This is a genomic window from Sphingosinicella sp. (assembly GCF_052388015.1).
Lineage (GTDB): Bacteria > Pseudomonadota > Alphaproteobacteria > Sphingomonadales > Sphingomonadaceae > Allosphingosinicella.
The window spans coordinates 1-6369 of the sequence record NZ_JBQTIN010000174.1; the positions used below are offsets into that span (position 1 = coordinate 1).

7 protein-coding genes are annotated in these 6369 nt (G+C 69.0%); 5 read left to right on the plus strand and 2 right to left on the minus strand.

Features of this window, described 5'->3' with window-relative positions; all coding sequences use genetic code 11:
* The 3 genes from ACT4N3_RS13845 to ACT4N3_RS13855 form a co-directional block, all read left to right on the plus strand.
* A partial coding sequence (locus ACT4N3_RS13845; RefSeq protein ID WP_444855809.1) for an orotidine 5'-phosphate decarboxylase / HUMPS family protein occupies positions 1–419 on the plus strand: 419 nt, incomplete at its 5' end.
* Between the two features lie 47 nt (positions 420–466).
* Positions 467–1318: an acetyl-CoA carboxylase, carboxyltransferase subunit beta gene (accD, locus tag ACT4N3_RS13850; RefSeq protein WP_444855810.1), complete on the plus strand. Its 852-nt coding sequence runs from the start codon at positions 467–469 to the stop codon at positions 1316–1318.
* A 134-nt stretch (positions 1319–1452) separates the two neighbouring features.
* Positions 1453–2775 (plus strand): bifunctional folylpolyglutamate synthase/dihydrofolate synthase, encoded by a 1323-nt coding sequence (locus tag ACT4N3_RS13855; protein ID WP_444855811.1) that lies wholly within the window; start codon positions 1453–1455, stop codon positions 2773–2775.
* Here the strand turns inward: ACT4N3_RS13855 and ACT4N3_RS13860 are convergent.
* Complete coding sequence (locus ACT4N3_RS13860; RefSeq protein ID WP_444855812.1) at positions 2760–4436, minus strand: AmpG family muropeptide MFS transporter; 1677 nt, start codon at positions 4434–4436, stop codon at positions 2760–2762. The genes ACT4N3_RS13855 and ACT4N3_RS13860 overlap by 16 nt on opposite strands.
* Positions 4437–4528: 92 nt before the next feature.
* On the opposite strand from ACT4N3_RS13860, the gene ACT4N3_RS13865 reads away from it, so the two are divergent.
* The gene (locus ACT4N3_RS13865; protein ID WP_444855813.1) at positions 4529–5665 is read left to right on the plus strand and encodes an aromatic ring-hydroxylating oxygenase subunit alpha; all 1137 of its coding nucleotides are present in this window, start codon (positions 4529–4531) and stop codon (positions 5663–5665) included.
* Here ACT4N3_RS13865 and ACT4N3_RS13870 read toward each other — a convergent pair.
* On the minus strand, positions 5662–6090 hold the full coding sequence (locus tag ACT4N3_RS13870; protein WP_444855814.1) for a response regulator: 429 nt from the start codon (positions 6088–6090) through the stop codon (positions 5662–5664). The genes ACT4N3_RS13865 and ACT4N3_RS13870 overlap by 4 nt on opposite strands.
* Positions 6091–6198: 108 nt before the next feature.
* Here ACT4N3_RS13870 and ACT4N3_RS13875 point away from each other — a divergent pair.
* A partial coding sequence (locus tag ACT4N3_RS13875; protein ID WP_444855815.1) for a S4 domain-containing protein occupies positions 6199–6369 on the plus strand: 171 nt, incomplete at its 3' end.

A 6369-nucleotide genomic window follows, 5' to 3' on the forward strand; every position in this document is an offset into this window, starting at 1 on the left:
TTCATGCGGGCGGCGGCCGGGCGATGCTCGAGGACGCCAAGGCCGCCGCGCCCAAGGGCACGAAGGTGGTCGCGGTGACGATGCTGACCAGCCTCGACGAGGCCGACCTCGCGGCGACCGGCATCAATGGCGACGCGCACGATCATGTCACGCGGCTGACCGTCCTCGCGCGCAAGGCGGGGCTGGACGGTGTCGTCTGCTCGGGCGCCGAGGTCGCGGTGGCGAAGGCGCTGTGGCCGGAAGGCTTCTTCGTCGTCCCCGGCGTCCGCCCCGCCACCGCGGAGACTGGCGACCAGAAGCGCGTCACCACCCCGCGCGAGGCGCTCGACAACGGCGCCTCGATCCTCGTCGTCGGCCGGCCGATCACTTTGGCCGACGATCCCGACAAGGCCGCCCGGGCGATCGAGGCGACCTTGTAGGCGCGCGCCGACCGGCCTATCCGCGCCGCCGCCCCTAAGGAAATCCGATGAGCTGGCTGAACCGCGTCCGCAACATGGTCCCCTTCCTCCCCAAAAGAGAGACGACGGAGACGCTGTGGCACAAATGCCCGGAATGCGAGGCGATGGTGTTCCTCAAGGAATATGAGGAGAACCTGTTCGTCTGCCCGCGCTGCGACCATCATGGCCGCATCGGGCCGAAGCAGCGCTTCGCGATGCTGCTCGATCCCGGCTTCACCATCCTGCCGCCGCCGCAGGTCAGGGAAGACCCGCTCAAGTTCCGCGATTCGAAACGCTACGTCGATCGGCTGAGGGCGGCCCGCGCGGCGACCGGCGAGAGCGATGCCTTCATCAACGCCCGCGGCAGCGTCGAGGGGCGCAAGCTGGTGATGGGCGTCCAGGATTTCGCTTTCATGGGCGGTTCGATGGGGATGGCGGTCGGCGCCGCCTTCGTCGCCGGCGCCCGCGCCGCGATTACGGACAAGGCGCCTTATGTCGTCATCACCGCCGCCGGCGGCGCGCGGATGCAGGAAGGCATATTGTCGCTGATGCAGATGCCGAAGGCGACCGTTGCGATCGCCGAATTGAGGGAAGCCGGCCTGCCCTACATCGTCATGCTCGCCGATCCGACGACCGGCGGCGTCACCGCTTCTTATGCGATGCTCGGCGACATCCATATCGCCGAGCCCTGCGCGCTGATCGGTTTCGCCGGCCAGCGGGTGATCGAGTCGACGATCCGTGAGAAGCTCCCGCCCGGCTTCCAGCGCGCCGAATATCTGCGCGAGCACGGCATGGTCGACATGGTCGTCCACCGGAAGGATCTACGCGGCCAGCTGGCGCTGCTGCTCGACTATCTGAGCCCCGCGAGGCAGGCGGCGTGATTCCCGTCCTCCCTGCCGCGAAGCGGTGGGGAGGGGGACCATGCGAAGCATGGTGGAGGGGCGATGCTGCGGTCGGCCCCTCCACCAGCCTGCGGCTGGTCCCCCTCCCCACGCCTGCGGCGCAGGGAGGATAGATGGCCGACCGCGCGACTTCCGATCATCCCGCCGTCCGGGCCCAGCTCGACCGGCTCGCCGCGCTCTCGCCCGGCCGCGACATTCTCGGCCTCGAGCGGATCACCGCCTTGCTCGCGAGGCTCGGCGATCCGCACCGCGCGCTGCCGGCCGTGCTCCACGTCGCCGGCACCAACGGCAAGGGCTCGACCTGCGCTTTCCTCCGCGCCGCGATCGAGGCCGCCGGCCTGAAGGCACATGTCTACACCAGTCCCCACCTCGTCCGCTTCAACGAGCGCATTCGCCTCGCCGGCGCGCTGATCGTGGACGACCTGCTCGCCGCCTTGCTCGCCGAGACGCTCGACGCCGCGGACGGCATGGAGATCAGCTTCTTCGAGGCGACAACCGCCGCCGCCTTCCTCGCCTTCGCCCGCGCGCCCGCCGACGCCTGCATCGTGGAGGTCGGGCTCGGTGGCCGGCTCGACGCGACCAACGTGATCGAATCGCCGCTCGTTTGCGGCATCGCCGCGTTGGGCCACGATCACCACGCCTTCCTCGGCGACCGGATCGAGCAGATCGCGGCCGAGAAAGCCGGCATCGCCAAGCGCGGCGTGTCGCTTGTCACTCTTGCCTACCCCCGCCGCCTTGCCGAAACGGTGGGTGAAGCGGCGGCGCAGGCAGGCGCGCGCTGGCTCCCGCGCGGCGGCGACTGGGACGCGACGCGGCGCGGTGGTCGGCTTCATTATCGCGACGCCAAAGGCGCGCTCGATTTGCCCCTCCCCCGCCTGCCGGGTCGCCATCAGGCCGTGAACGCCGCGCTCGCCGTCGCGATGCTGCGCCATCAGGACAGGCTCGCGATTCCCGCCACCGCGCTGGGCGCGGCGATGGCCTGGACCGACTGGCCGGCCCGCCTCCAGCGCCTCGCCCCCGGCCCGCTGCGCGACCGGCTGCCACCCGACGCCGAGCTGTGGCTCGACGGCGCCCACAATCCGAGCGCCGCCCGCGAGGTCGCCCGCTTCGTCGTGAAGGCCGCGCGCGGCAAGCCGCTGCACATCGTCTGCGGCCTGCTCTCGAACAAGGACGCCGCTGGAATCCTCGCCCCGTTCGAAGGCTCGGGCGCCACCCTTCACGCCGTCCCTGTCCCCGAACACGATCATCACGGTCCGGCCGAGCTCGCCGCCGTCGCCCGCCGGGCGGGGCTTCAGGCGGAACGGGCCGACGACGTGGCGACAGCGCTCGCCGCGATCGCCGCCGAGCGCGAGAGCCCGCTACCCTTCGTCCTCATCATGGGCTCGCTTTATCTGGCGGGCGAGGTCCTGCGCGCGAACGATCAGGTGCCGGCCTGATCCTCCGCCCGGACCTCGCTCTCATGCTGCGTTCCAGCGGAGCCCAGGGCCGCGTCGACAAGGCCCGAGCGCATCATCCACCAGAAAAGCAGGATCCCGGGCAAGGCCAGCGCCGTGGTGAGCAAATAGAAGTTGGGATAGCCCATGGCATTGATCAGCGCCCCGGCGGTCGCGCCGGTCAGGAACCGGCCGAGGATCGCCGCCGCCGCGGAGAGCATCGCGAACTGGGTCGCGGTGAAGCGCAGGCTGCACACCGCCGACAGGAAGGCGACCACCGCGACGCCGCCGATGCCGCTGGCGAAATTCTCGAAGCCCATGGTGAACGCCATCATCGGCACCGAGCGGCCCAGCTCGGCCAGGATCGCGAAGCTGAAGTTGGAAACGCCCATCAGCAGCAGGCTGACCAGCACCGCGCGCTTCATTCCCCAGCGCGCATAGATGATGCCACCGACGAAGATGCCGATCATCAGGCAGGCGAAGCCGACCCAGACGTCCGCGAACAAAATCTCCTCGCGCGAGAAGCCGGAGGTGACGAACAGGTCGCGGACCATCAGGTTCGCCATCGTGTCGCCGATCTTGTGGACCAGCACGAAGATGAAGACGAGCCACGCGCCCCGGCGGCGGAAGAACTCGACCATCGGCCCGACGACGTCCTTGCGGACGAGCGCGTCGGGCGCGTCGCCGAACCGGTTGGCGCCCGAATCGCCGGCCTTCACGGCAAGAGCGGCGACCAGCGCGCCGACCAGCGCCAGCGCGATCCAGAACAGCGTCAGATTGCCGACGGCCGCCGCGATCGGCGGCGCGAGCAGCAGCCAGGCGAGATGGCCGCTCCATCCCGCATCGTGGGCGCGACGGATGGTCATGTCGGCGATCGGATAGATCAGCCCGAAGAGCGATATCCGGAACAGGATCGTGGAGCCGAGCAATTGGTCGAGGCCGAACGCCGCGGCGAGAATGAGCGGGATCGCGAGCAGGAAGCGGCGATAGCTTCCCGCGCTCCCCCGCTGCGGCCATTCGCGCATCTTGTGACGCTTGGGCTCGCCGGCCCAGAGCGAGACGATCACCGCCGACAGCGCCAGCGGCGCGCAGGCGATATAGCCGAACGTCCAGTCCACACTGGCCGCCCCGGCCAGCGCGACCGTGCCGGCAAGGAACGCGCCGATCCGCCAGCCATATTGCGACATGCCCGAACCGGTCCCCAGCTCCTCGGGCTCGAGCGTTTCGATCCGGTAGGCGTCGATGACGATGTCGTAGGTGGCGCCGGCGAAGCCCAGGATGAGCGCCGCCAGCAGCACCTTCTGCGCGCCATCGGCCGGGTCGGCGCGGGCGAGCAGGACGATCGCCGCGATGACCGCGGCGGCGCACAGCACCAGCCAGGTCCGGCGCTGGCCGAAGCTGTCGGAGAAAGGCAGCCGGATGCGGTCGACGATCGGCGCCCAGGCCCATTTGATGCTGTAGATGAGCAGGACGAGCGCAAAGGCGGAGATCGTCCGCCGCTCGATCCCCCCTTCCGACAATCGCTGGGTGAGCGTCGCGGCAAGCAAGGTGAACGGGAGGCCCGACGAAATGCCGACGAAGAAGGCGGTCAGCGGCCCCTTCTTCGCATAAGGCAGGATGCTGTCGCGCCAGCTCGTCGGAGCCGCTTTGGTCGTGTCGCTCATGCCGCACTTGTAACGAGTCGATGCCGCCCGCCTAGCCCCTACGGAAAGGCGGAAACTTGCCTTGCGCGTGCGCGCGGCGCACAATTCCGGCCATGGACATGCCGATCCGCCGGCGGCCCACCGAAGGCCAGCTCGCGCTCGCGCGCAAGCTCGCGTCCGGCGTGCCGACGACGGGCAAGGCCGTCACCTCCGTCGCGGCCAGCGTCTATACCGACCCGACCCGCTTCGCCGCCGAGAAGGCGAAGTTGTTCGACAAGCTGCCGATGGTGATCGCGCCCTCCGCGCTGCTGCCCGAGAACAACATGGCGGTCGCCCATGACGGCTTCGGCATCCCGCTGCTGCTGACCCGGGACAAGCAGGGCGTCGCCCACATCTTCTGGAATGTCTGCCGCCATCGCGGCACCCGGCTGATCGAGGGCGGCGAGGTCGCCAAATGCCCGCGCATCGTCTGCCCCTATCATGCCTGGACCTACACGCCCGACGGCGCGCTCGCCGCGCTGCCCCGGCCCGACACCTTCCCCGGCATGGACAAGGCCGATCATCATCTCCTCGAATTGCCGAACGTCGAGTCAGGCGGCCTGATCTGGTTCGCGCGCGCGCCCACCGACTTCGCCGACGCGATCGGCCTCGCCCCCGAATTCGAGGCCTTCGATCTCGCCGGCCATCACCTGTTCCGCCGCCGCGTCCATGACGTCGCGTCGAACTGGAAGCTGATCATGGACGCCTTCCTCGAAGGCTATCATGTCCAGCGCCTCCACGCGCAGACCATTGCCCGCTTCTTCACCGACGGGATCAGCGTCGCCGACACGATCGGCATTCACCAGCGCTCGGCCGTCGGCCGCAACGAATATCTCGCCGAGATCGACCATGCCCACTGGGCCGAGCTGCGCGCCGTGATCACCTTCGCCTACCAGCTCTTCCCGGCGACGATCATCATCATGAGCCCGGACTATGTGAACCTGATGGTGCTGATGCCGCAGGATGTCGGCCGCACCCTGGTCGAGGATTTCATGCTCATCCCGCAGGCACCGCGGACGCCGGAAGAGATCGACCATTGGGAGAAGAGCTGGACCCTGCTCGACGAGGGCGTGTTCGGCGGCGAGGATTATCGCGCCGCCGCATTGGGCCAGAGCGGCCTCGCCTCCGGTTCGCTCCAGACGCTGACCCTTGGCACGCTGGAAACCGGCATCCGCAACTTCCACGACCAGGTGGAATCCGCTTTGTCCTAGGCCGTCTCGAACATCGTCAGCCCGCGCGGCAAGCGCCTGGGCGGCCGACCCTGCAATGCGAGGTCGACCGCCCCCAGTGCCCGCTCCAGCACCGCCATCGAATAAGGCTTGGCGAGACAGGCGAGACCGAGCGAGCGGCCCTCCTCGCTGCAGCGCGCGGTGACGAACAGCACCGGCACGCCTCTCGCCCGCGCCGCCCGCGCCACGTCATGCCCGTCCCCCTCGCCGTTCAGCGCGATGTTGGTCAGCACCAGATCGAGCGGCGCCCGCGCGATCACCGCCGCCGCGTCGGCATAGGAATCGACCGTCGCCACCACTTCATAGCCGGCCTCGGTCAGGCCATGCTCGTTGTCGAACGCGACCAGCGCCTCGTCCTCGACGATCAGAATCCGCCGGATCAGTCTTTCGCGCTTCGCAAAGAGCATGTTAGGGGCCGCCCCTCCTTCGGTCGTATCCGTAACGGCCAGATTGGGAGCCGGTGCCGCCGCGACAAGCGCGTTGGGCGCGAAATCGTTTCGGATGGACTTGGGAATATGGCGCCAGAGCGCGAAGGCCAGAGAATCGCCAAATTGCTCGCCCGCGCCGGCATCGCCTCGCGCCGCGAAGTCGAGCGGATGATCGCGGAAGGCCGGATCGCGATCCATGGCGAGCTGGTGACGACGCCCGCCACCCTGCTCGTCTCGCTGGCCGGCGTCACCGTCGAC